General features: G+C 47.7%; 1 pseudogene. It reads right to left on the reverse strand.

What is annotated here, in order from left to right:
- A pseudogene (locus ACFIL8_RS08025) lies at positions 1–2,292 on the reverse strand (hypothetical protein); the annotation flags it as partial.

The raw sequence follows: 2,292 nt of genomic DNA on the forward strand, positions 1-2,292 counted from the left end.
TTTTGGCTTCTTCTGCTGTCCTTTTCGCTCTATCGGCTACTTCCTTGGCTTTTTCGGCTTCGCTCTTGGCTTGATAGGCTTGTGAATCTGCCGCCTCGGCTTTTTTCTTGGCTTCGTCTGAGTACATCCGCGCTAAACTTACGGGGGCTTTAAAATTCTCAACCACTTGATTGATATCAATAACCCTACTCCTCGCAGACGAGGCTATTTTCTCTGCATTTTCTGCCTGATTGCGCGCTTGCGTCGCATCATGTCTTGCATAACCAGCAGACTCCTTGGCTTCCTTGGCTATTTTTTGTGCCTCTTCTGCTTCTTCTTCTAAAGACGCGGCTTTCTTACCCGCTGTTTCGGCTGCCCTCTGCGCCTCTCCTGCTATATATTTTGCATTACTCGCTATTTCCTTGGCTTTTTCTACTTCATTCTTGGCTTCATACGCTCGGTCATCGGCTTTCTCTGCTATTTTTTTGGCTTCTTCACCTGCCATTTCTGCTAATCTTGCTATAGTCTTAGCGTTATTGGCTGCTTCATTCGCGTCGTAAGCTTTACTCCACGCTTCATTCGCTGTGCTTTTTACTTTTTCCACCTCACTACGCGCTTGCTCCGCATCATGGTTAGCATAACCTGCTGTCTGTTTGGCTTCTTTAGCTATTTTTTGTGCTTCTTCTGCGGCTGCTTCTAAAGACGCGGCTTTTTTACCCGCTGTTTCAGCTGCCTTTTGCGCCTCTCCTGCTGCATATTTTGCACTATTGGCTATTTCCTTGGCTTTTCCGGCTTCATCTTTTGCTTCATACGCGTAGTTATTGGCTTTCTCCGCTATTTTCTTGGCTTCTTCGCCTGCCGTTTCTGCTAAACTTGCTGTAAGCTTAGCACTATCTGCTGTTTCATTCGCTTTGTGGGCTTTATTCCACGCTGCATTCGCTGTGCTTTTTGCATTTTCCACCTCACTACGCGCTTGCTCCGCATCATGTTTGGCATAACCTGCTGTCTGTTTGGCTTCTTGTGCTATTTTTTCAGCTTCATCCGCTTTACGCTTCGCCTCTTGTGCTATGCCCTTCACCGCTTCCCCACTCACCTGCCCTGCCGTCTCTCCTGAACGCACCGCAGACTCTGCTACCGCTTTCGCTTCCAAAGCTATTCTAGAGGCTTCTGTTGTGCTCTGTTGGGCTTGCTCCGCTTTCGCTATTGCACTATCTGCTGCACTCTTGGCTTCTTCTGCTGTGCTCTTCGCTGCATTCGCAACTGTCTCTACACTTTCGGCTTTAGCTTTTGCATCAGCGGCTGTCTGCTGTGAACTTACTGCTGTGCTATGAGCTGTTTCCGCTAAACTCTTAGCTTCACTCGACTTCGTTAACGCTTCTAAAGCTTTTTGCCCGATCTCATCACCAGCCTGTTTAGCTGTGGTAGCGGTCGATAATGCCGTTTCTGCAATACCTTTCACTTCTTCAGAAATATTCTTGACATCATTGACTAAGGTAAGCGCTGTAGATGCTTTATCCTTCGCTGCATTCGCTTCTGTAAGCGCATTGGTAGAGGCATTTTGGGCTTCTGTTGCAAGTTGTTTGGCTTCTTCTGAGAGTGTCTTAGATGACTCTGCTATCTGTTTGGATTCTCTTGACTCCGTTAATGCCTTCTCTACTGCCGTTTGTACTTGAGACGCTGTTTTTGTGAGTTCTCTAACAGAAGATGTCGCACCTTCTGATAACTCTTTTGATTGTTCTGCAATATCCTTGGCATCATCGGCTGCCTGTTTGGCTCCATCTGCCTTTAGACTTGCTTGCATGGCTACAGTCTTAACTTCATGACACGTTGCTACCGCCGTCGCTGCTACTTGCGTCGTCTCTGTTGCTGTTTGTGAAGCTTCTCTTGCTGTTTGTTCTGCACGCGTTGCAATGGTCTTCGATTCATCGGCTAATCTCTTTGCTTCTGTCGAGACATGGACGGCGTTCTCACTTGCCTGCTTGACCTCTACAAAACTTTGCAATGCCGTAGCCAATGAACCTTTCGTACTATTGATTTCCCCTGTAGCTCTATCGACTGCTGCTTTTGTCTCTTCTGCCATGCGCTTCGCTGCATCAGAAGTATTCTTGGCTTCTTCTGCTAAGCCATTGGCTGTATCCGCTGTCTCTTTCGCAAGGCTAGCCGTTGTCGTCGCTGCTTTAGCTTCTTCCTTCGCTTCATGAGACGTCGTAAGCGCTGTTGTCGCTGTTTGAACTGTTTTCGTCACTTCGCTAAGCGCTTGTTCCGAAACCCTCTTCGATTCTTCTGCAACCTGTTGCGCACCATTCGCACGCG

It is taken from the genome of Bartonella sp. AP57NXGY (genome assembly GCF_042195805.1).
Lineage (GTDB): Bacteria > Pseudomonadota > Alphaproteobacteria > Rhizobiales > Rhizobiaceae > Bartonella.